The following is a 21,848-nucleotide window of genomic DNA, read 5'->3' on the forward strand; positions in this document are numbered from 1 at the left end:
TTAGCGATTAAAAGTGATTCGTTTTCCTTTAATATCATCATTAAAAACACCATTATTATAGATTAAATTTCCGTTGATAAAAGTGTGGGTAATGGTAGATGAAAACGTAGTACCTTCAAAAGGAGACCAGCCACATTTATACAAAATATTTTCTTTGGTAACGGTTTGAGGTTTATGTGTATCAATTAAAACCAAATCAGCAAAATACCCTTCTTTGATAAAACCACGTTTTTCTATTTGAAATAATTTAGCAGGATTGTGGCTCATTTTTTCTACCAATTTCTCGATTGAAATTACACCTTCTTTTACCTTTTCTAAAAGCGCAATTATGGCATGTTGTACTAATGGTCCGCCACTAGGTGCCGTTAAATAGGTATTCGTTTTCTCTTGTAAAGTATGAGGCGCATGATCGGTTGCCAAAACATCAATTCTATCATCTAACAAAGCTTCCCATAAACCCAATCGATCGGCTTCTGTTTTTACTGCAGGATTCCATTTAATATGCGTTCCTTTTTCATCATAATCTTTGTCATTAAACCATAAATGATGTACACAAACTTCTGCTGTAATTTGTTTTTCTTCTAAAGGAATATCATTTCTAAAAAGATGGGTTTCTTTGGCTGTTGATAAATGAAAAACATGCAATCTTGCTCCTGTTTTTTTTGCAAGTTCAATGGCTTTTGATGACGATAAATAACAAGCCTCTTCGCTTCTAATGATGGGGTGATATTTTATAGGAATGTCTTCTCCATATTTTTCTTTAAATAATGCGGTGTTTTTTTTGATGGTTGCTTCGTCTTCGCAATGTACAGAAATAATCATTTTTGTTGATGAAAAAATCTTCTCTAAAACGGTTTCATTGTCCACCAACATATTCCCGGTAGACGAGCCGAGGAAAAGCTTTATGCCAGCCACTTTTTTTGGATCAGTCTTTAATAATTCTTCTAGATTATCATTCGTTCCACCAAACATAAAAGAGTAGTTTGCGTAAGAATCTTTAGCGGCAATTTCAAATTTATTTTCTAATAATTCTTGCGTAGTGGCTTGCGGTACTGTATTCGGCATTTCTATAAAAGTAGTAATTCCGCCAGCAACAGCAGCTCTACTCTCTGTAGCAATTGTTGCTTTGTGGGTTAAGCCAGGTTCTCTAAAATGTACTTGGTCGTCTATAAAACCAGGAATTAAATACTTTCCTTCGGCATGAATAACTTCTGTATTTTCAGGTGTTTTTATTTCTGAAGAAATCTGCTTTATAATTTCATTTTCAATCAGAACATCACCCAAAAAAGTATTGTTTTCATGAACGATTCTTGCATTTTTTATTAACGTTAATTTTGTCATTTTTATATTTTTTTAAACACTAATTTTTCCAATTCCAATTCAGTTAGATATGTATGTTACTTTGGTAATCCTTGTAGTTTCATTTTTATCACGCCAAACAAAGCTTCAAAAATAATATTTCCTCTTAATTTAGAAGCTCCTACTTTTCTGTCTGTAAAAATAACAGAAACTTCCTTTATTTTAAATTTATGTTTCCATGCTTTAAATTTCATTTCAATTTGAAAAGCATACCCAGCAAATTTAATTTTATCTAGATTAATCGTTTCAAGCACATTTCTAGACCAACAAACAAATCCGGCCGTGGTATCATACAACGGAATTTGAGTAATAATGCGCACATATCTAGAGGCAAAATAAGACAGTAATAATCTTTTTATATCCCAATTAACCACGTTCACTTGATGGTTTACATATCTAGAACCTACAGAAACATCCGCTTTATCTATATAACAAGCATTGTATAAACGAATTAAATCTTTAGGATTATGAGAGAAATCTGCATCCATTTCTATAATGTATTGATATTTTCTTGCCAACGCCCATTTAAAGCCATGAATATAAGCTGATCCTAAACCAATTTTACCTATTCTTTTTTCTAAAAAGAGGATCTCTGGAAATTCATTCATAAGATTGATCACAATTTCTGAAGTTCCGTCTGGAGAATTATCATCTACAACTAAAACATGAAATGATTTTTTTTGATTGAAAGTAGTACGAATAATAGCTTCAATATTTTCTTTTTCGTTATATGTAGGAATTATTACTAAAGTGTCTGACATAAATTAATTTTCAGTACGAAGAAAACAAATATACATTATTTAATTACTAATTTTGTGCTAAATTTTATAAATCAAAGTTAATTGCAAGCACTAGAAAAAATAGCTTATTCAAATAATTGGGTTACCGAAATTTTATTGCTTTTGTTTTTGAGTGTTGTATTGTTAAAATTACTCGATGCCAAAAGACTAAAAGAAAGCTTCTTTGTTTTTTTTAAAGTTAGCGTTATTAAGGAAGAAGATTTGGACAGCAACAAATTTTTAGATGCTTTTGAAATAGTCATATTTTTCTTTCTTGTTACAGTAATATCACTTTTAACGCATAATTTCCTTATATACAAAAGACCGACTGTTTCAGATAGTTTTTCTACATTTTTGAATGTTTTTCTAGTTTTATTGGTGTATTTTTTAGCGAAAAAAATATTAGAATTTGTGCTCTCATTTTTATTTTTGATTAAAGAAAGCATTCAGATTTTTAGTTTTTATAAAACTAGAACCCTATACAGTCTTTCATTTTTCTTATACATAGCTATCATTTTATGCGAATATGCAGGCGTAAATCAACTATATTCCTACTATTTTGCAGGCTTCCTATTTATAGCAAGATTTGTATTGTATTCCGTTAGAAATAAAAACCTGATTTTTAATAAGTTGTTTTATTTTATTTTGTATATTTGCGCCTTTGAAATAGCGCCGCTATTTGTACTTTTTAAATTGATGTTTTAAATATAAAATTTACAGTCTATGAAAGTGAAAACTATATTAGTTTCTCAACCAGCACCAAAGACAGAAACATCTCCTTATTTTGATTTGTCTGACAAACAAAAAGTGAAAATTGATTTCAGATCTTTTATTCATGTAGAAGGAATTTCTGTAAAAGAAGTTAGAGCTGAGAAAATTGATTTAACAGATTTTACTGCAATTATTTTAACTAGCAGAAATGCAGTAGATCATTTTTTTAGAATTGCAGAAGAGATGCGTTTTAAAGTTCCAGATTCTATGAAATATTTCTGTCAGTCAGAGGCTGTAGCGTACTATTTACAGAAGTATGTAGTGTACAGAAAACGTAAAATTTATGTAGGGAACAGATCTTTTGTCGATTTAACAAAATTGATAAAAAAACATAAAACTGAAAACTTTTTATTACCCTCTTCTGATAAACTAAAATCATTAATTCCTGAGGAATTAGATAAGTTAAGTGTAAAGTGGACTCGATTAGATTTATACAGAACAGTTGTTAGTGATTTGTCTGATTTGCAGGATGTTTTTTATGATGTATTAGTTTTCTTTAGTCCTTCTGGAATAGAATCTTTATTTCATAATTTTCCTAATTTTAAACAAAACGAAACAAGAATTGCTGCCTTTGGGAGCTCTACTGTAAACGCTGTAACAGATGCGGGTTTAAAGTGTGATATTGTTGCACCTTCAAAAGAAACACCGTCTATGACCATGGCTTTAGACAAATACATTAAAGAAGCAAATAAGAGATAAAGTTTTAAAAATTCTACACCGAACTTATTAAAATGTGCCATATAAGCTTTATAAAATTGATAAAAAATCGAGTAATTTTACTCGATTTTTGTTTTTTAACATCAATAGTATAAGTTTTATTTTATTCCGTTCGCTACAAGTATTATGGAGTAGCGTATCTTTAATTATGCTGATTATAACTATGCAAATAAAGTGGCAAAAGCTTCTTCAATTTTACCAACTAAAACGAGTTTAATTCCGTGGTTTTTAGAAGAAATCTTATTGTATTTTGAGGCTACAAAAGTTTTATACCCTAATTTTTCTGCTTCTAAAATTCGTTGATCAATTTTTGATACGGGTCTTATTTCTCCTGCCAAACCAACCTCTGCTGCAAAACAAACATTTGGGTTAATGGCAATATCTTGATTGGATGATAAAATAGCGGCAACTACTGCCAAATCAATAGCAGGATCATCAACATTAATGCCTCCAGTAATATTTAAAAAAACATCTTTTGCTCCTAATTTAAAGCCTGCTCTTTTTTCTAAAACTGCCAAAATCATGTTTAAGCGTTTTAGGTTATAACCAGTCGTAGATCTTTGTGGAGTTCCGTAAACAGCTGTTGAAACCAAGGCCTGAATTTCAATCATTAAAGGTCGAATGCCTTCTAAAGTTGATGCAATCGCAGTGCCGCTTAAATCGGCATCTTTTTTAGAAATCAATATTTCAGACGGATTTGAAATTTCTCGCAATCCGTTGGAAAGCATTTCGTAAATACCTAATTCTGACGTAGAGCCAAACCTGTTTTTTTGAGATCGCAAAATTCTGTAGGTATGATTTCTGTCGCCTTCAAATTGCAAAACAACATCAACCATGTGTTCTAAGATTTTAGGACCAGCAATGTTTCCTTCTTTGTTTATATGACCAATTAACAGCACAGGAGTTGCGGTTTCTTTAGCATATTTTATGAGTTCTGCAGCAGTTTCTCTAATTTGAGAAATACTTCCAGGAGAAGCTTCAATAGAACTTGTATGTAAAGTTTGAATAGAATCGATTACTAGAACTTCGGGAGCTGTTTCTTCTATATTTTTGAAAATTTGTTGGGTGTTGGTTTCAGTTAAAATTAAACAATTAGAATTGTTCGCTTCAAGCCTTTCTGCTCTCATTTTTATTTGAGATTGGCTTTCTTCCCCAGAAACATACAATACCTTTTGACGAATATTTAAAGCAACTTGCAGTAATAAAGTCGATTTTCCAATTCCGGGTTCCCCTCCTAAAAGCGTTACAGAGCCTTTTACCAAACCACCACCTAAAACCGTGTCTAATTCCTTGTTATTGGTAATTACCCTTTCTTCTGGGTTCAACTGAATATCTGCAATCTTTAATGGTTTGTTTACAACCTGCTTTGCTGTAGTAGATTGTTTCCAAACGCGTTTTTCTTCTTTCTGTATTACTTCTTCTACAATAGTGTTCCATTCTTTACATGCGCCACATTGACCTACCCATTTTGCATGTTGTGTACCACAATTCTGACAGAAAAAAGTTGTTTTGGTTTTGGCCATTTATTTTAGTTGAAGAGTTTTAAAGTAGTAAAGTTACAAAGTAAAATTTGATTTTTATTTTAAAGTTTTATAGAACTTATTGCAACTAAAATTGAATCAATCTCTTTTGGCTCTGGGTTTATTGCTAAAATTTTTCCTCTGGAACTGATTAAAAATTGAGAACCTCCAGAACGAGAAATATTGTATTTGTCCCAAATCTTAAATTCTTCATCAAGTTCATAGTTTACTGTCCATGGATAGTTATACTTATCTCTATTTGTAATATATGTATCTTTTGAATTGATAGCACCAATAACAGCAAAAACTTCCAAACCTTTTGCTTTAAGATTTTTATATTGTGGTTTTAATTTTTTGCTTTTGGCTATACAAGGTCCACACCATGGAGCCCATAAATCAATTAAAGTTGCTGTATTTTCTTTTACAACTGGAGATACTTTTACGATTTTATCATTTTTTGTTTTTGATGAAAAATCAACATAATCATTACCAATTTTAGCATTTTCGATTCCCTCTAATAAATCCGTTGAACTTACTGTATATGGATGATTTTTAAATTTTGATTGGTATCTATCTAAATTGAGTTTTATAAAACCATAATTGAAATCTTTATTGTATTTATTCGAAAACAATTCATCAACTAACATAGCATAACCCAAAATAGAGCTATCTTTTTCAATAAATTCGTAATTCATTTTTTTAGATTCACTGCTTAAAGAGTCAATTTTATTTTGCCAAAACCTTCCCTCTGTAGTCAAATCTTTTTTCTGTTCTTTAAGAGATCTATATTTTTTTAAAAGGACTGTTTTGTCATCAGAATTGTCATATTCTTTCCAAATTTCTTGAACTTGTTTAGTTTCCCATTTCCCAATTTTTTCTAGTGAATCAACTTTAGTTTTGTAAATCCATCCTATTTTATCCCAAAATTTAACTTTAGATTTATTGGATAGTATTTTCTTTTTCAAGTTTAGTTTACCACCATAAAAAATATTATTATCTGCTTTATCTTTTTTGAATAAGGTTACATATATAGTGTCTTTATCATTAAAAAAATTTAAGTTCCTCCAAGATCCTTGTTCTAATTCATCATTGAAAGCCATCAAATACTCTTCAACAAAATCAGATGTAATTGTGTGTTGAAATTCTCCATTTATAATAGATATTTCAGTTGGATTTACTCTAAAATCTCCATCTTTAGTAATTAAAGATAATTTGTCACTGTGAGGCCTGTTAATAACCTCACCAATTAAAACGGTTGTAGTATTTTTTGTTTTTATTTCTGTTTTGCAATTAATAAAAGTAAAAGTTACAGATATAAATAATAAGAGATAAAGATTTTTCATGGCTTTAACCTAACAATTAAAACCAAAAGTAACGAAATTATTTATTCTTATTGTAGATAGGAAGAAATACAAATGCCAAACCGCCAAAAATGATAATCATGGCTGTCTGTGCAGTCCACATAATCCAACCAAAAGCGGTAGCGGGTTCTGTTGGGATATCGAACAACGCTAATGCCCCAGCCACAGCAACTGGATACAAACCAATGCCACCATTGGTTGCTGCAATAGAAAAAGCACCAGCTATAAAGCCAATTAGAACGCCACCTAAAGGGACTTCTAAACCTTCAATTGCAGGAATTGTTGCCCAAAACATCGCAACATACATAATCCATATAAATACCGTATGAAAAATAAATGCCCATTTATTTTTCATTTTAAAAATGCTGGTAACTCCTTCTACTAAGCCAGAAACAAAGGCTTTTATTTTAAATAAAAATCCTGATTTTGCTTTTTTAACGAGAGACGTAAGTGTATAAAAACCGATAATTAAAACGGTTAAACCAATAATTATTTTAGTTGGATTAAAATTACGGGTTAAAAGGTCATAAATAAAATCGAATTGAACAAAAAGCGTGATAAGAAGGACAATTAGCATCATTACTAAATCAGCAATTCTCTCAGCTACAATGGTTCCAAATCCTTTTTCAAAAGGTATTTCTTCGTAATTGGTTAACACCAAAGCTCTAGAAACTTCCCCGGCTCTGGGTATGGCCAAATTCACTAAATATCCTACTAAAACAGCTAACATACTGTTTGTAAATTTAGGTTTAAACCCCAAAGGGGCGAGCATAAATTTCCATCGATAAGCTCGTGATAAATGACTTAAAATTCCGAAAAATAACCCAAGAAAAATCCAGCTATAATTCGCATCTTTAAAATATCCTATTAAAATATCAATAGAAATTTTTGAAATAGAATACCAAACTAAAAAACCTCCTAGAATAAGAGGTGTAATAATTTTTAAAACTTTTTTAATATTCAAAATTATGTAAGTGTATTATTTTTTTCGTTCGGAAAAACTAAAGAAGGTTTAAAATTTTTAGCCTCTTCTAATTCCATGAAAGCATACACAATTAAAATTAAAACATCTCCCACAGCCACTAATCGAGAAGCCGCTCCATTTAGGGTAATTTCTCCGCTTCCACGTGGACCGGGAATTGCATAGGTTTCTAAACGATTGCCGTTATTGTTGTTCACAATTTGAACACGTTCTCCTTCGATAATACCCGCAGCATCCATTAAATCTTCATCAATGGTAATGCTGCCTATATAATTTAAATCTGCACCTGTAACTTTTACACGGTGGATTTTTGATTTTACTACTTGAACTAACATTTTGCAAAAATAGTATTTTTTTTGGTTATTAACTTTTTAAACGAATATTATCAATTAATCTTATTTCGCCTGCAAATACAGCAATAAAAGCCCGATATTTTTTATCAGATTCTTTTGTTTTTATGGTTTTTAACGTTTTTTCATCAGCAATTGTAAAGTATTCTAAATTTAATAATGGATGTTTTTTAAATTTATTTTCTACCCATTCAATCACAGAATGCACATTTTCTGTATTAAATTTTTTATACGCTTTTTTAAGTGTTTTGTAAATAAATGGTGCCGCAGTTCTTTGCGCTTTAGTTAACCTTACATTTCTTGAACTCATAGCTAAACCGTCTTCTTCTCTGAAAATAGGACATCCTTTAATTTTAACATTTAAACGATATTTTCTCACCATTTTTTTAACGATTTGTAACTGCTGAAAATCTTTTTGACCAAAGTAAGCTTTGTTGGGTTCAATAATTTCAATCAATGTTTTTACAATAGTACCTACGCCATCAAAATGACCAGTTCTAAACTCTCCTTCCATTTCATGTTCTAGTCCGTCAAAATCAAATTTTTCAGAAACGATATTGTTGCTGTAAATTTCCTCTACAGAAGGATTAAAAAGCACATCACAAGAAACACTTTCTAATAATTTAAGATCATTTTGTATTGTTTTTGGGTATTTTAATAAGTCTTCTTTCTTGTCAAACTGAGTAGGATTTACAAAAATACTAACTACAATAAGGTCGTTTTTTTTCTGCGCTTTTTTAATTAAAGACAAATGTCCTCTGTGTAAAGCTCCCATTGTGGGTATAAAACCAATTGTTTTTTTTTGAGCTTTAAAGTTTGATAAATAAGCGATTAAAGCTTTTTTTTCTGTAAAAACGACCATAGTGCATTACTTTATAAAGTCTGCAAACTTACCAATTTAACATCATATTAGCATAAAAATTTGTACTTTTGCGAATCTTATTAAAAGAGTTTGATGTAATGAAAGACAAGAGAATTTTATTTGTATCGTCTGAGGTGGTGCCATATTTACCTGAAACAGAACTGTCTTCTACAGCTTTTATTTCAGCAAAAAACGCACATTCTAAAGGTGTTCAAACCCGTATTTTTATGCCAAGATATGGTGTAATTAATGAAAGAAGACATCAATTACATGAGGTAATTCGCCTTTCAGGAATGAACCTAGTTGTGAATGATATAGATATGCCTTTAATTATTAAAGTAGCCTCTATCCCGAAGGAAAGAATGCAAGTTTATTTTATTGATAATGAAGAGTATTTTAAAAGAAAAGCTGTTTTTTCCGATGAAGATGACGAATTGTTTGAGGATAACGATGAAAGAGCAATTTTCTTTGCAAAAGGAGTTGTGGAAACTGTAAAAAAATTGAATTGGGCACCTGATATAATTCATATTCATGGTTGGCTCGCTTCTTTATTACCGCTTTATTTAAGAGAGTTCTACAAAGAAGAACCTTTGTTTACAGAAAGTAAAATAATTACTTCTTTGTATAATAGAGGTTTTGAAGGCAATTTGAATGAAGATTTGGCTAATAAAGTAAAATTTGATTTGCTTAAATCACCTAAAATAGCAACAATACAAACACCAAGTCATATTAATATTTTAAAGAGTGCAATAGAAAATTCTGATGCAATTATTCATGGTAGCGAAACGATTGCTGAAGAGTTAAATTCTTTTATAGCGGAAAAAGAAATACCAGTTTTAGAATATCAATCAGAGAATTTAAAAGAGTCTTATTTAAATTTTTATGCTGATTTATTGGCAACTAAATAATTATTTTTAAGTGAAAAATTTTTTTAGAAAAAGTGTTTATATAGGTATCGCAATATCTTTATTTACCATTATTTTATCCTGTGAAGAGGAATTCACAGACGTTGAATCTAATGTAATTACGAATACAAAGTTTGATACGGATGCTATTTCAATAGATGTAATAACCGAAAATAGTCCTTTAGAAAGGATTCAATCAGATAATATTTCAAGACAAATTGCTCAATATTTACTAGGTGTTTACGCCAACCCAGATTACGAAAAAATTGAAGCATCGATAGTATCTCAAATCTCAATACCTACTGGTTTAAGTGTTTTAGACGGTGTTGTGTATGGCGCAGATACAACAGTGGTTACAAAAATAGATACGGTGTTTTTAAAATTACCGTACCAAGTAACTTCAAATACTGATGGAAATAAATTTGAAATCGATTCTGTTTTTGGAGATAAAAGCAAGCCGTTTCATCTCAATATTTATAGATCTAATACATATATAAACGTGTATAATCCTGCAGATCCTTCAAAAATTAATAGTTTTTATTCTGATGATGTTTTTGAGAAAATAGGAACTGAACTAAATACTGAAGTAAACTTTCCTTTTATCCCTAATGAAAATGATACCATGTTTGTGGTAAAAAGAAGATTGTATGATGATACAATAGTTGCTAGTGATACCATAAAGCTTTTTAATTCTACTGCAAGTACAATTCCCGTTCCTTTTGCTAGAATCCCTTTAAATGAAGATGCCTTTAAAGAATTATTTTTAGATAAATATGAAACAGGTGAATTTGCATCTCAAGATGCTTTTAATGATTATTTTAGAGGAATTATTATCGAAGCCACAGGCGATGAAGGCTCTTTAACTTCATTTAATTTTAACAACAACAACTCTACGCTTATCCCTTCATTAGAAGTGTATTATACCAATACAGTTTTAAAATCTGGAACGGTAGTTTTAGATACAATTTCTAAAAATAATAGCTTTCCTTTATCTGGTTTTAAAGTAAACACTTTTAAAATGGAGGATAAAGTATATCCTGTAAATAATGAAATAAAAATTCAAGGAACTGCCGGAAGTGAGGGTAGTATAACGTTATTTGATCAAGTTAAAATAGACGAGTTAAAAGCTAATAATTGGTTGATTAATGATGCTACTTTAACTTTTTATATCAATCAATCTGCAGATACGTCTCATGTTCCTGATAGATTGTATTTGTATAAGAGCGACACAAATGTTCTGAGTCCGAGTTTTAGCCAAATAAAAGATGCTACTAGCGAAGGTGCATTTGGCGGTATTGGTGGGTTTTTATCGAGAGATGCTAGTGGTAAAAAAGAAAAATATACATTTAAAATAACGGATTATATTTCTGACATATTAAACGGAAATATTGAGTACGAATCGATCTTAAAACTAAAAGTTTACAATCCTTCAGATGCTCCTACTTCGGGTAATGATATAGTTTTTAGAAACAGTAGTTGGAATCCTAAAGCGGTTACTTTGTTTAATAATTCTGCAGAAAACGGAGTTAAAAAAGCAGCATTGGTAATCTCATATTCAAAAAAAACAGAATAAAGTTAAAAATAAAAATAAAAATTTATGTGTGGAATTTCAGCATATATAGGTCATAGAGAGGCTTATCCAATAGTAATAAACGGATTAAAAAGATTGGAGTACAGAGGTTATGATAGTTCTGGGATAATGATGTATGATGGTAATAAAATGATCATTTCAAAAACTAAAGGTAAAGTTTCTGATTTAGAGCTTATTACTGATGAAGATGAGGTGAGAAAAGTTGGAAATATTGGGATGGGACATACTCGTTGGGCAACGCACGGAGTTCCAAATGATGTAAATTCGCACCCACATTATTCACAGTCGGGTAATTTAGCAATAGTTCATAATGGCATTATTGAAAATTATGATACCATTAAAAAGGAGTTAATTGCTAGAGGTTATTCTTTTAAAAGTGATACCGACACTGAGGTGTTAATAAATTTAATTGAAGAGGTTAAAAAAACCGAAGGCTGTAAATTAGGTAAAGCTGTTCAATTGGCACTAACAAATGTTGTAGGAGCTTATGCTATTACTGTTTTCGATAAAGAAAAACCAGATGAAATTGTGGTTGCGCGTTTAGGAAGCCCTATTGCTATTGGAGTTGGAGTAGAAAATAAAGAGTTCTTTGTAGCTTCTGATGCTTCTCCTTTTTTAGAATACACCCAAAATGTTATTTATTTAGAAGATGAAGAAATGGCGATTATTAAATTAGGGAGAACTGTAAAAGTTCGTAGAATTCACGATGATGCCCTAGTTGATCCTATAATTCAAAAACTTCAAATGAGTTTAGACCAAATTGAAAAAGGAGGTTATGAACATTTTATGCTTAAAGAGATCAATGAGCAACCTAAGGCAATCACAGATACTTTTAGGGGTAGGATGTTGCTAGAAGAAAATATGATTAAGATGTCTAGCATAGAAGATAATCTTGATAAGTTTTTAAATGCAAACAGAATTATAATTATAGCCTGTGGTACTTCTTGGCATGCAGGTCTAGTAGGAGAATATCTTATTGAAGATATGGCAAGAATTCCTGTAGAAGTTGAATATGCCTCTGAATTTAGATATAGAAATCCTATCATTACAGATAAAGATATTGTAATTGCTATTTCACAATCAGGTGAAACAGCAGATACATTGGCCGCAATAAAGTTAGCAAAATCTAAAGGAGCTTTTGTTTATGGAATTTGTAATGTTGTTGGGTCTTCTATTGCAAGAGAAACGCATACAGGGGCCTATACGCATGCAGGTCCAGAAATAGGTGTTGCATCCACAAAAGCGTTTACAACCCAAATTACAGTTTTAACGCTAATCGCATTAAAATTAGGGCAAGCAAACGGATCTTTACCTGATTATACTTTTAAAAAGTATATTCAAAAAATGCAATTAATTCCTAGACAAATAGAACAATTGTTGCAAATTGATGAGCATGTTAAAAGTATTGCAGATGTTTATAAAAATGCTACGAACTGTTTATATTTAGGAAGAGGATTTAATTTTCCAGTAGCTTTAGAGGGAGCTTTAAAATTAAAAGAGATTTCTTACATTCATGCAGAAGGATATCCTGCGGCAGAAATGAAACATGGCCCTATTGCTTTGATTGATGAAAACATGCCAATTTTTGTAATAGCAACAAACAAAGGGCATTATGAAAAAGTAGTAAGTAATATTCAAGAAATAAAATCTAGAGCAGGTAAAATTATTGCCATCGTTACAGAAGGAGATACACAGGTAAGAGAGATTGCAGATCACGTAATTGAAATTCCTGAAACAGAAGAGGCATTAACACCTTTATTAACGACGATTCCTTTTCAATTATTATCGTATCATATTGCGGTAATGTTAGGTAAAAATGTAGATCAACCAAGAAATTTGGCAAAATCAGTTACAGTAGAGTAGTGCTGTTTTTGCCTTAGCGAATAAAAAAAATCCAGCTGTTTAGCTGGATTTTTTTTTATTCTCTAACTTCAAAAGTAATGGGAATACTATAACTAACTCCTACAGGAGTACCTCTTTGTTTGCCAGGAATCATTTGAGGTAAAGAATTAATGATTTGTGTAACCTCTCTCTCTAAAACAGGATGAGGACCTCTAGCTCTTACATTGTCAATCTTTCCATTTTTAGCAATTCTAAAAATAACAAATAACTTTTTTTTGCCAGGAGATAGTCCTAGTTCTTTAGATAATTCAACATCGAACCTTTTCGAAAAATGTTGTGTTACTTTCTGTGTAAAACACTTTTTTAGTTCTTCATTATTTCCTTTACATCCAGGAAAAACCGGTACATCTGAAATTAACATAAAGGGCACATCTTCAATAACTTCTTCAGTTTCTTCAACTTCAACCACATCTTCCATATTTACTACAATGGCTTCTCCTTCATCTGTTTCGGTAGATTCTATAATAGTTTCTTCAATTTTTAATTCATCTTCAACAACTTTAATAGCTTCCATTACTTTAGGAATATTTTTTGGAGGTGGAGTTACTTTTTTAATTTCAATAATAGGAATATCCTCTTTCATTTCTTCTATCACCGTTAAAACTCCTAAATTAGAATAATTTTTTTCGTAACTTTTGTATTCTATTAAAAGGTGAATAATTAATAGGCTTAATACCAAACCTATTTGAAAGAAAATTTTGCTAAAATTACCTAAAGCGAATTCTGGGTTTTTTTTTATCTGTATCATCTTTTAAACCTTTAAATTTTTTTTACCACACAACCTTTGTTGGTATCCTATTTACACGTTTTATAAACTATTTATAAGTCTAATAACGCAGTTTAAAAGTAAGAACTAAATTGGTTTTAAAATATGATTAATATCATGCCTTATCATGAATTTTGGTGTGATTTCCATGATTCCAAAGTGTAAGAATATCGGTTGCTACAGAAGCCCCGCTGCCTGCAGCAATGGCAAATTGACTGCGCACACCAGAAATGGTACCGCAACAATACAGTCCAGTTTTAATAAAATGATCTGTGTTTTTTAACTGAATTCTATCTTTTAAAGGATTCGATTTTTTATGAGGAACTATAAATTCTTCTAAACCTTTAATAGTAAATGGTTTTGCGTAATTTAAGGCAAGTATGACAAGTTTAGAGCTATAAACATGCTTGTTTGTTGTTATTGTAGTAATTTCTTGATTTTTTTGGATAGCTAACACCTTTTCACCTACAATTTGAGATACATGCGGATACAAATCTGCTAATTGCTCCCTTCCTTGTTTCAAAAGGTCTTTTCCTTTTGTTTTTGGTGGTAGACCTAAAACATTATTAAATAAGGCATTTTCTAAATGAGAATTTCTTTGGTGCATAATAATTCCTATATTTTTACGAGCAGCAAAAGCTTTATCTTTTGCAGAACCCAAAACGAAAGCACATTGCATTCCAGAAACACCACCACCAATAATTAAAGCGTCAAAAATCATTTTAGATAAATAACATTTTTATATTTTGAGCAAATAGTTTTACAGAGATTGCCAATAAAATTACTCCAAAAACTTTACGGATTATTTGAATACCACTCGGTCCTATTAAGCGTTCTATTTTAGAAGAAGTTTTTAAAACGATATATAGAAATATTACGTTTAAAACTACAGCAATAATTATATTCTGTACATCGAATTCTGCTCTTAAAGAGAGTAAAGTTGTTAAACTTCCTGGACCAGCAATTAATGGAAAAGCTAACGGAAAAACAGTTGCAGTGATCGGTGCATTATTACCATCGTCTTTATATAAAGTGATGCCTAAAATCATTTCTAAAGCAATAAAAAAGAGAATAAATGCGCCTGCAACTGCAAAAGAGTTTACATCAATACCAATTAGACTTAATAAGCTTTGTCCTAAAAAAAGGAATACAATCATAATAACCCCTGCAATTAGAGATGCTTTTTCAGACTGGATATGCCCTACTTTTTTACGTAAATCTATGATGATAGGAATATTTCCAATAATGTCTATTACTGCAAATAAAACCATAAAAGCAGTCAGTATTTGTTTAAAATCGAAAGTCATTTTTTAAAAATTTATTTTTTTGCAAAATTAGTCAACTAACTTTACGAAATTGGTAAAAATCACAAAAAAATATGCTTATTTTTGTCGTATGTTTCAATTAGGAAAAACGATCGTTTCTGAAGAAATTATAGAAAATGATTTTATCTGTAATTTATCTGCGTGTAAAGGTGCTTGCTGTATAGATGGCGAAGCTGGTGCACCTTTAGAGCAAGAAGAAACCAAGATTTTAGAGGAAATTTATCCGAAAATAAAACCTTTTTTAAGAAAAGAAGGAATCGAAGTTATTGAGAAAGAAGGTACTTGGGTTACCAGTGAATGGGGCGAGCTAGAAACTCCTCTAGTCAACGGAGCACACTGCGCTTATGTTATTTTTGATAAAAAAAATACTGCCTTGTGTGCCATAGAAGAAGCTTATAACCAAGGAGAAATTGATTGGAAAAAACCAGTTTCTTGTCATTTATATCCTATTCGAGTGCAAGATTATAGTGAGTTTTCTGCAGTAAATTATCATAAATGGGAAATTTGCGATGATGCCTGTTCTCTCGGAAAAGAGTTACAAGTTCCTGTTTATAAGTTTGTAAAACAAGCTTTAGTTCGAAAATTTGGGCAAAATTGGTATGATGAATTAGAAAAAGTTGCTGAAAAACTCTTAAAATAAAAATAACTTATATTAATTAGAGTTCTTTCAATCAGTATTTTATCTTTTTTAAGTTTTTTACGGCATGTTCTTTGTTTTAACAAAGTCTTAACATTTAAAAACTTTCTAATGATGAAAAATCTGAAAAAATTACCAAGCAAACAATTAGAGAAATTCTCAACTATTTTTACCCAACTAGGTCTTGTATTAGTGCTCTTTATCGTCTACTTAATTTTAGAGCATCAAACGCCACAAAAATCACTGGCAATTATAGATTTTAATCCACCAGAAGTCATGATGATTTCTTCAGATCAAGATATTGTTTTTGTAAAAGAATCAAAACTAGTACCAAAAATTGAAAGAACAAGTACTGTTTTTGTCGCCGATGAACCTATTAAAAAAGTAGATAATACCATCATTGAAACTGTTTTAGTAGCGCCAAAAGAAGATTTAGTTCCATTAAACATCGATGCTCTTGTAACTGCCGAAGAACCAAAAGATGAACCGGTAGAGACTTTACCTTTTATTCTGATAGAAAATGCACCTGTATTTAAAGGTTGTGAAGGTTTGTCAAAAGAGGAAAATAAAATATGTTTTGATGCAAAAATGAAGAAATTTGTGCAACGTAATTTTGATGCGCAACTAGCAAATGAAATTGGTTTAAATTCAGGAAAATATAGAATTAGTACACAGTTTGTTATTGATGATCAAGGTAATGTTGTTGACATACAAATTAGAGCACCGCACATTAAACTAAAAAAAGAAACGCAAGCGTTAATTGAAAAACTTCCAAAATTTACTCCAGGAAAGCAAAGAGACAAGGCCGTTAAAGTAAAATATACATTGCCAATTTCTTTTAGGGTAGATTAATTTATTTTTAGATTTATAAAAGATTTAACCCAACTGAAAAGTTGGGTTTTTTATTATTTCGTATTTTTGATACTATGAAAATCAACCAATATTTAGATGCCACGTATTTAAAGACTATAAATCAAGCGAATATTTCTGAAGATGAAAATCAACAGAAAGTTATTGATTTAATTCGTGAAGCAATTTTGTATCATTATAAATTGATTATGATTCGTGCAAAACACATTCCCTTAGCAAAAAAAATGCTCTTAGAAGCGAATTCAGACGTTTTAATAGGCACCGTAATCGATTTTCCTGAAGGAAATTCATCTATTAAAAGTAAACTAGAAGAGGCTAAAAAAGCAATTCTTTTAGAAGCAGATGAACTCGATTTTGTAGTGAACTACAAAGCTTTTAAAAAAGGAGAGATTGAGGTGATAAAATCAGAAATTTTAGAGTGCACAAAATTGTGTTTAGAAAATAGTAAAGTTGTAAAATTTATTATAGAAGTTGCAGCATTATCAACCGAAGAAATTATTGCAATATCACAATTGATAAAAGAAGTTGTGCTTACAAATTTTGATGAAACGGCTGCTAAAAGAGTTTTTGTAAAATCTTCTACTGGCTTCTTTAAAACTATAGATAATAAACCGAATGGCGCTACTTTAGAAACTATGAAATTGATTTCAGAAAACGCAAAACCATTGCAAATAAAAGCAGCAGGAGGTGTGAGAGATTACGGAACAGCTTTAAAAATGATTTGTTTAGGAGTTAATAGAATAGGAACGTCATCGGCTAAAGAAATTTGCACAAAACAAGAAAATAATAACTCAGAATATTAATTTTATGGATTATTTTGCACACGAAACGGCGGTTATAGATGATCATTCTTCCATTGGGAAAGGTACTAAAATTTGGCATTTTAGCCATATCATGTCCAATTGTACTATTGGTAATGATTGTAATTTAGGACAAAATGTTGTGATTTCTCCAAACGTTGTTTTAGGAAATAATGTTAAAGTACAAAATAACGTTTCTATTTACACGGGTGTCATTTGTGAAGATGATGTTTTTTTAGGTCCGTCTATGGTTTTTACAAATGTGATGAACCCAAGAAGTGCTATCAACAGAAAAAATGAATATTTAAAAACGCTTGTTAAAAAAGGAGCAACGATTGGTGCAAATGCAACGGTTGTTTGCGGTAATACTATTGGCGAGTTCGCGTTTATTGGTGCAGGAGCAGTGGTTACCAAAGAAGTGTTACCGTATGCTTTGGTTGTTGGGAATCCGTCAAAACAAATTGGTTGGGTTAGTGAATTTGGTCATACCCTAAATTTCAATGCTGATGGTTTAGCAACTTGTAAAGAGAGTGGTGAAGAGTATCAATTGAAGGATAATAGCGTAACTAAAATATAATGCAAATATATGGAAGCCAAAGAAATTGATTTTTTTTTGATAAATTGATGGTAAAATATCAAGTATTATCACAAAAAGAAAAAAAGATTTTAAATGTAAGTATCGAATTATTTTCTGTTCTTTTTATTATTGGGGCATTCTATAATGTTGGCGAAGTTATAGGGAGTTTTTTATATGTTATTAGTCATTAAGTTTTTTCAAAATCTTCATTTTCTCCTTTTAAAATATTGAAATAAATTGAACCAAAATGTTTAGACATCAAGGCAAAAGTAGAACTTTAAAACACAATTTAAGAATTGCTTCTATCTTGTCTTTTGTAGCCGGAATTGTAAATGTTACAGGTTTTTTAGCTTTTAAGCAACTGGCAACTAATGTAACTGGTCATTTTGCATTGTTTATAAATGATGTTGCAGAATTTAAGGTTTGGAAAGGAACCATTTATTTTCTATATATTTTTTCATTTCTCTTTGGTTCTTTCTCATCAAGTTTTTTAATAGAAACATTTAGAGAAAATAAAAAGTTAAACGTTTTTGTAATACCAATTTTAATTGAATCTTTTATATTTATCTCAATTGCAGTTATAAGTGATCTTGTTGTAATAAAATACCCTAATTTAATTATTTGCTTACTTCTTTTTTCAATGGGTATGCAAAACTCTTTTGTAACTAAAATTTCGAACGCAATTGTTAGAACAACGCATTTAACAGGATTATTTACAGATTTAGGAATTGAATTATCTCAATTGTTTTTTCCAGAAACGCATCCTCATCGAGAAAAAATTACAGCCACTATAAAACTGAGACTTTTTATAATTTGTTTCTTTTTTATGGGTGGATTAATCGGCGGATTTATGTATTCTAGACTTGATTTAAAATTAAACACCCTTATTTTTGGAGCAATAATTTTAGTAATAAGTCTGTTTTATGACGATTTTAGATATCAATTTATGAAAACTAGAAGGAAATTTAAACATAGAAAATCCAAAGTAAAATAATTACTTTGGATTTTTTTATGCTATTCGTTGAATATTGAAAAACTACTCAATGTTATGGCGCAGGATTCGGAATTTCCTTATGAACTTCCTCAATCTCTTTTAAAGTTTCTTCGGATAATTCGATATGAATAGAATTGATATTTTCTTTTAATTGACTCAATTTTGTAGCACCAATAATATTACTAGTTACAAACGGTAATTGATTTATAAATGCTAATGACATTTCCGATAATGTAATTCCGTTTTTTTTCGCAATAGCTTCATATCTTTTTACAGCTTCTAAAGAACCGTCTCCCATATAACGGGCAATAAACCGCGGAAATAAAGTTCCTCTTGCACCTTCAGGTAAATTTCCATTTAAATATTTACCAGATAAAACACCTTGTGCTAACGGTGAATATGCCAATAAACCAATATTTTCTCTCATCGAAACTTCAGACAATCCATATTCATAAGCTCTATGAATCAAAGAATATGAATTCTGAATCGTAGATGGTCTCACTAAATGATTTGTATCTGCAGTTTGCAAATATTTCATGGTTCCCCAAGGAGTTTCATTAGATAGGCCAATTGCTTTTATCGTTCCTGCTTTTACAAAATCGTTTAAAGTTTCTAAAATTTCTAAATGCTTTTCTGCTTCTTTGGTGGATGTTTTATAAGGATAATCTCTGACACCAAAACAATTTACACCTCGATCTGGCCAGTGCAATTGATACAAATCAATATAGTCAGTTTGCAAACGTTTTAAGCTTCCTTGTACTGCATCTATAATGTTTTGTTTGTTGAATCCACCAGTTCTAACATGTGCTGTATAATCACCACCGCCAGCAATTTTACTTGCTAAAACAACTTTGCTTCTGTTGCCAGTTTTTTGAAACCAATTACCAATAATTCTTTCAGTTTCTGCATACGTTTCTGGCGTTGCAGGAACAGGATACAATTCTGCTACATCAAAAAAGTTAACACCTTGTTCTAGCGCATAATCCATCTGTTCAAAGGCTTCTTCTTGTGTATTTTGGTTTCCCCAAGTCATGGTTCCTAAACAAATTTTAGAAACTTTAATATCGGTGTTTGGTAAAGTTGTGTATTTCATATATTTTAAAGTGTAATTGTTGATTAGTTTCAGTAGGCCATTATTAAAAAAATGGAATGGGCACAAAATTAAAAGTTTAAACTTTCATAAAATAGCAAACTAGTAATTTTAACAGAGAATTTACAAACGGGATTCTTAACTTTTAAAAGTTTAGGATATAATCAAATTGAATTCGTAAACAAATTCATTTAGCGCTGGTCTTATCGGTACATTGTATAGTTGTTTTTGGGCGTTCGTTTTTATTCTTTTAAGCGTATATATTTTCTTAAATTTGATGTAAGAATATGGTATAATTCGTCTTTATTTTTATAATCAGTTTTTACAAAAACAAAACCGAAAAGGGGATATTTATTGATATCTAATGGTCTCACTAAAACAGGATTTTCAAAATCATTTGCAAGTGCTTTATAATCAAACGCAGCAATCTTATTCGAAATAATTCCTGAATTATTATCTAAAACAATAAGGCTGAATACGTCGTTTTCTTTGCCCTCGTATATATTATCCCAATTAGGATGTTTGTTTTCAAAAAAGTATTTATAAGAATTAAAACCTATGGCAATTCCTGACAAATCAGCGGTTGTGCACCAACCACCAAAACGTAATGGGTTAATTTCAATAGGTATTATGTTGCCATTTTCATCTATTCTTACCTCTGCGTGCGCTGGGAAATTTTTCAAGTTTAATTGATTGCCAATTTTGTTTAAAAAGTTTTCTAATTCAGTTTTATGCTTATAAATAATTTCTTTTGAAGTCGAATACACTCTATCGCTTGTATCTGTTCCTGATGAAAATATGTGATGCAAGATATTTAAAATCACAACCGCTCCCTTATCATTATGATAATAATCTATGGCGAATTCCTCGCCTTGTATAAAATCTTCAATGATAAAATAAGAGGTGTCAAGCACATTTTTCGGGAAAATACTTTTCAGATTTCCTGAATTTATCTCTTTTTTTGCATTTTCCCAATCGTTTTTATCTTCGATGATATAAACACCAATACTTAAAAAACCTACGGACGGTTTGATAACAAATGGAAATGATAATTCTTCTGTTGTGATATTTTGTATGTCTTGTAATTTTATTTTTTGAAACTTAAAATCTGGAAAAATCGTCTTAACATGCTCTCTAAAGGCAACTTTGTCTTTAAAAATATTGATTTGTTTTGATAATTCACTTTCGCCAAAGTTATTTTCTATCCAACTTAAAGCATTTTCTGAATTAGAATATATTGGTTTATGTAGATTCTCTTTGATATAGGAAACAGCGTCTTTTTCGCTAATCCAATTTAGAGAAGCATCCGTTACTAATTCTTTGGCCTCTTTTGTTGCAACAATAGGATACTTATTTTCCTTGATTGTAGTGACAAGAAAATCTGAAATATAGGGTTTATCTATTAAGTACATTTAACAATTTATTATATTTATTAGGCGGTTTTTTGTTCGTTGTTTTGTAATCAAATTATCACCAATGTAATTGTGGAGTGCCTGCCTTTTATGTAACGATTTTTTAGAATCCATACATGTGTATACATTAAACCATTGATAACATCCATATTTGATGTAAAGTTACAACTAGAATTCTATTGTTTTTAAGGATTTTCATAAGGAATAAAAAAGGTATACAATTCTGCATACCTTTTAAATTTTGTCCATGTTCTATTACAAAAATTCGTAAATTATAG

At 30.5% G+C, this 21,848-nt stretch carries 22 protein-coding genes; 10 read left to right on the plus strand and 12 right to left on the minus strand.

Annotated features, from left to right (window positions below):
* Both K8354_RS17785 and K8354_RS17790 read right to left on the minus strand, forming a co-directional pair.
* Complete coding sequence (locus K8354_RS17785; protein ID WP_223443995.1) at nt 1-1,341, minus strand: dihydroorotase; 1,341 nt, start codon at nt 1,339-1,341, stop codon at nt 1-3.
* A gap of 56 nt (nt 1,342-1,397) precedes the next feature.
* The gene (locus K8354_RS17790) at nt 1,398-2,120 is read right to left on the minus strand and encodes a polyprenol monophosphomannose synthase (protein ID WP_223444003.1); all 723 of its coding nucleotides are present in this window, start codon (nt 2,118-2,120) and stop codon (nt 1,398-1,400) included.
* A gap of 135 nt (nt 2,121-2,255) precedes the next feature.
* On the opposite strand from K8354_RS17790, the gene K8354_RS17795 reads away from it, so the two are divergent.
* Entirely contained in the window at nt 2,256-2,843 is a 588-nt protein-coding gene (locus K8354_RS17795) for a DUF4271 domain-containing protein (protein WP_223447726.1), read from the plus strand.
* 18 nt (nt 2,844-2,861) lie between these two features.
* Nucleotides 2,862-3,608 (plus strand): uroporphyrinogen-III synthase, encoded by a 747-nt coding sequence (locus K8354_RS17800; RefSeq protein ID WP_223444005.1) that lies wholly within the window; start codon nt 2,862-2,864, stop codon nt 3,606-3,608.
* A gap of 179 nt (nt 3,609-3,787) precedes the next feature.
* On the opposite strand, the gene radA is transcribed toward K8354_RS17800, so the two are convergent.
* Genes radA through panC form a run of 5 tightly spaced genes read right to left on the minus strand, consistent with a single transcriptional unit; the run spans nt 3,788 to nt 8,701 of the window.
* Nucleotides 3,788-5,149: a DNA repair protein RadA gene (gene radA / locus K8354_RS17805; RefSeq protein WP_223444010.1), complete on the minus strand. Its 1,362-nt coding sequence runs from the start codon at nt 5,147-5,149 to the stop codon at nt 3,788-3,790.
* Between the two features lie 59 nt (nt 5,150-5,208).
* Complete coding sequence (locus tag K8354_RS17810) at nt 5,209-6,489, minus strand: peroxiredoxin family protein (protein WP_223444011.1); 1,281 nt, start codon at nt 6,487-6,489, stop codon at nt 5,209-5,211.
* A gap of 37 nt (nt 6,490-6,526) precedes the next feature.
* Complete coding sequence (locus K8354_RS17815) at nt 6,527-7,471, minus strand: lysylphosphatidylglycerol synthase transmembrane domain-containing protein (protein WP_223444012.1); 945 nt, start codon at nt 7,469-7,471, stop codon at nt 6,527-6,529.
* A 2-nt stretch (nt 7,472-7,473) separates the two neighbouring features.
* Nucleotides 7,474-7,824, minus strand: coding sequence for an aspartate 1-decarboxylase (panD, locus tag K8354_RS17820; RefSeq protein WP_223444019.1), 351 nt, complete (start codon nt 7,822-7,824; stop codon nt 7,474-7,476).
* A 28-nt stretch (nt 7,825-7,852) separates the two neighbouring features.
* A complete protein-coding gene (gene panC, locus K8354_RS17825; protein WP_223444020.1) occupies nt 7,853-8,701 on the minus strand; it encodes a pantoate--beta-alanine ligase in 849 nt (282 codons plus the stop codon).
* Between the two features lie 98 nt (nt 8,702-8,799).
* Between panC and K8354_RS17830 the strand changes: the two genes are divergently transcribed.
* From K8354_RS17830 to glmS, 3 genes are read left to right on the plus strand one after another with little or no spacing between them, the layout of a single operon-like run.
* On the plus strand, nt 8,800-9,609 hold the full coding sequence (locus tag K8354_RS17830; protein ID WP_223444022.1) for a glycogen/starch synthase: 810 nt from the start codon (nt 8,800-8,802) through the stop codon (nt 9,607-9,609).
* A gap of 10 nt (nt 9,610-9,619) precedes the next feature.
* Entirely contained in the window at nt 9,620-11,179 is a 1,560-nt protein-coding gene (locus K8354_RS17835) for a DUF4270 domain-containing protein (RefSeq protein ID WP_223444024.1), read from the plus strand.
* Between the two features lie 24 nt (nt 11,180-11,203).
* Nucleotides 11,204-13,060 (plus strand): glutamine--fructose-6-phosphate transaminase (isomerizing), encoded by a 1,857-nt coding sequence (gene glmS / locus K8354_RS17840; protein WP_223444025.1) that lies wholly within the window; start codon nt 11,204-11,206, stop codon nt 13,058-13,060.
* 55 nt (nt 13,061-13,115) lie between these two features.
* Here glmS and K8354_RS17845 read toward each other — a convergent pair whose 3' ends face one another.
* The 3 genes from K8354_RS17845 to K8354_RS17855 all read right to left on the minus strand — a co-directional run bounded on the left by K8354_RS17845 (nt 13,116) and on the right by K8354_RS17855 (nt 15,172).
* Nucleotides 13,116-13,847 carry an energy transducer TonB gene (locus tag K8354_RS17845; protein ID WP_367890408.1) on the minus strand — a complete coding sequence of 244 codons (732 nt, stop codon included), beginning with the start codon at nt 13,845-13,847 and terminating at the stop codon, nt 13,116-13,118.
* Nucleotides 13,848-13,980: 133 nt separating this feature from the next.
* Nucleotides 13,981-14,586: an NAD(P)/FAD-dependent oxidoreductase gene (locus K8354_RS17850; protein ID WP_223444026.1), complete on the minus strand. Its 606-nt coding sequence runs from the start codon at nt 14,584-14,586 to the stop codon at nt 13,981-13,983.
* 1 nt (nt 14,587) lies between these two features.
* Entirely contained in the window at nt 14,588-15,172 is a 585-nt protein-coding gene (locus K8354_RS17855) for a MarC family protein (RefSeq protein ID WP_223444027.1), read from the minus strand.
* Between the two features lie 88 nt (nt 15,173-15,260).
* Between K8354_RS17855 and K8354_RS17860 the strand changes: the two genes are divergently transcribed.
* From K8354_RS17860 to K8354_RS17880, 5 genes are all read left to right on the plus strand, one after another.
* Entirely contained in the window at nt 15,261-15,830 is a 570-nt protein-coding gene (locus K8354_RS17860) for a DUF3109 family protein (RefSeq protein ID WP_223444028.1), read from the plus strand.
* A 108-nt stretch (nt 15,831-15,938) separates the two neighbouring features.
* Nucleotides 15,939-16,679 carry an energy transducer TonB gene (locus K8354_RS17865; protein WP_223444029.1) on the plus strand — a complete coding sequence of 247 codons (741 nt, stop codon included), beginning with the start codon at nt 15,939-15,941 and terminating at the stop codon, nt 16,677-16,679.
* 74 nt (nt 16,680-16,753) lie between these two features.
* A complete protein-coding gene (deoC, locus tag K8354_RS17870; RefSeq protein ID WP_223444030.1) occupies nt 16,754-17,500 on the plus strand; it encodes a deoxyribose-phosphate aldolase in 747 nt (248 codons plus the stop codon).
* 4 nt (nt 17,501-17,504) lie between these two features.
* Nucleotides 17,505-18,074, plus strand: coding sequence for an acyltransferase (locus tag K8354_RS17875; protein WP_223444038.1), 570 nt, complete (start codon nt 17,505-17,507; stop codon nt 18,072-18,074).
* Nucleotides 18,075-18,321: 247 nt separating this feature from the next.
* On the plus strand, nt 18,322-19,068 hold the full coding sequence (locus tag K8354_RS17880) for a YoaK family protein (protein WP_223444040.1): 747 nt from the start codon (nt 18,322-18,324) through the stop codon (nt 19,066-19,068).
* A 52-nt stretch (nt 19,069-19,120) separates the two neighbouring features.
* Here the strand turns inward: K8354_RS17880 and K8354_RS17885 are convergent, their stop codons facing one another.
* Nucleotides 19,121-20,161, minus strand: a complete 1,041-nt coding sequence (locus K8354_RS17885) for an aldo/keto reductase (protein ID WP_223444042.1) — start codon at nt 20,159-20,161, stop codon at nt 19,121-19,123.
* 239 nt (nt 20,162-20,400) lie between these two features.
* Nucleotides 20,401-21,570, minus strand: coding sequence for an ATP-grasp domain-containing protein (locus K8354_RS17890; protein ID WP_223444044.1), 1,170 nt, complete (start codon nt 21,568-21,570; stop codon nt 20,401-20,403).
* Nucleotides 21,571-21,848 lie beyond the last annotated feature (278 nt).

The organism is Polaribacter litorisediminis, from assembly GCF_019968605.1.
Lineage (GTDB): Bacteria > Bacteroidota > Bacteroidia > Flavobacteriales > Flavobacteriaceae > Polaribacter > Polaribacter litorisediminis.

What these genes read in the sequence shown, in the direction of transcription:
- K8354_RS17785 (WP_223443995.1), bottom strand. Translation starts at nt 1,341, where the DNA reads ATGACAAAATTAACGTTAATAAAAAATGCAAGAATCGTTCATGAAAAC.
- K8354_RS17790 (WP_223444003.1), bottom strand. Translation starts at nt 2,120, where the DNA reads ATGTCAGACACTTTAGTAATAATTCCTACATATAACGAAAAAGAAAAT.
- K8354_RS17800 (WP_223444005.1), top strand. Translation starts at nt 2,862, where the DNA reads ATGAAAGTGAAAACTATATTAGTTTCTCAACCAGCACCAAAGACAGAA.
- radA (WP_223444010.1), bottom strand. Translation starts at nt 5,149, where the DNA reads ATGGCCAAAACCAAAACAACTTTTTTCTGTCAGAATTGTGGTACACAA.
- K8354_RS17810 (WP_223444011.1), bottom strand. Translation starts at nt 6,489, where the DNA reads ATGAAAAATCTTTATCTCTTATTATTTATATCTGTAACTTTTACTTTT.
- panD (WP_223444019.1), bottom strand. Translation starts at nt 7,824, where the DNA reads ATGTTAGTTCAAGTAGTAAAATCAAAAATCCACCGTGTAAAAGTTACA.
- panC (WP_223444020.1), bottom strand. Translation starts at nt 8,701, where the DNA reads ATGGTCGTTTTTACAGAAAAAAAAGCTTTAATCGCTTATTTATCAAAC.
- K8354_RS17830 (WP_223444022.1), top strand. Translation starts at nt 8,800, where the DNA reads ATGAAAGACAAGAGAATTTTATTTGTATCGTCTGAGGTGGTGCCATAT.
- glmS (WP_223444025.1), top strand. Translation starts at nt 11,204, where the DNA reads ATGTGTGGAATTTCAGCATATATAGGTCATAGAGAGGCTTATCCAATA.
- K8354_RS17845 (WP_367890408.1), bottom strand. Translation starts at nt 13,847, where the DNA reads ATGATACAGATAAAAAAAAACCCAGAATTCGCTTTAGGTAATTTTAGC.
- K8354_RS17850 (WP_223444026.1), bottom strand. Translation starts at nt 14,586, where the DNA reads ATGATTTTTGACGCTTTAATTATTGGTGGTGGTGTTTCTGGAATGCAA.
- K8354_RS17855 (WP_223444027.1), bottom strand. Translation starts at nt 15,172, where the DNA reads ATGACTTTCGATTTTAAACAAATACTGACTGCTTTTATGGTTTTATTT.
- K8354_RS17860 (WP_223444028.1), top strand. Translation starts at nt 15,261, where the DNA reads ATGTTTCAATTAGGAAAAACGATCGTTTCTGAAGAAATTATAGAAAAT.
- K8354_RS17865 (WP_223444029.1), top strand. Translation starts at nt 15,939, where the DNA reads ATGATGAAAAATCTGAAAAAATTACCAAGCAAACAATTAGAGAAATTC.
- deoC (WP_223444030.1), top strand. Translation starts at nt 16,754, where the DNA reads ATGAAAATCAACCAATATTTAGATGCCACGTATTTAAAGACTATAAAT.
- K8354_RS17875 (WP_223444038.1), top strand. Translation starts at nt 17,505, where the DNA reads ATGGATTATTTTGCACACGAAACGGCGGTTATAGATGATCATTCTTCC.
- K8354_RS17880 (WP_223444040.1), top strand. Translation starts at nt 18,322, where the DNA reads ATGTTTAGACATCAAGGCAAAAGTAGAACTTTAAAACACAATTTAAGA.
- K8354_RS17885 (WP_223444042.1), bottom strand. Translation starts at nt 20,161, where the DNA reads ATGAAATACACAACTTTACCAAACACCGATATTAAAGTTTCTAAAATT.
- K8354_RS17890 (WP_223444044.1), bottom strand. Translation starts at nt 21,570, where the DNA reads ATGTACTTAATAGATAAACCCTATATTTCAGATTTTCTTGTCACTACA.